This is a genomic window from Burkholderia sp. SIMBA_051 (assembly GCF_046534915.1).
Lineage (GTDB): Bacteria > Pseudomonadota > Gammaproteobacteria > Burkholderiales > Burkholderiaceae > Burkholderia > Burkholderia ambifaria.
In genome coordinates this window covers 1-239 of record NZ_JAWRXS010000829.1, presented here as the reverse complement: position 1 = coordinate 239, position 239 = coordinate 1, and the positions used below count along the sequence as shown (strand labels likewise).

Below are 239 nucleotides of genomic sequence, written 5' to 3'. Positions count from 1 at the left end.
AAGCTCAATCGGAAAGTCCGCATTTGGAGGCGCGGCGAACTTCAGCACGCCGTCTTTTCGGTCCCTATACTTCAAACCAACTTCGCTTATGTACACGGGAAATTGACTAAGGTTCACAACCTGTATGCGTATCTCATACGTATCCGGGTCTTCTGCTAGCGCAGGACTTGCCAACGGGATAGTAGGAACGACCATCAGCGAGACGCGCCGCGAGCGCACCAGCATGTACGCGTTGAAGA

1 protein-coding gene is annotated in these 239 nt (G+C 53.1%); it reads right to left on the bottom strand.

Annotation, left to right across the window (positions count from 1 at the left end):
* Positions 1–239 (bottom strand): hypothetical protein (locus SB771_RS36770; RefSeq protein ID WP_410722255.1); only part of this gene is annotated, 239 nt, incomplete at both ends.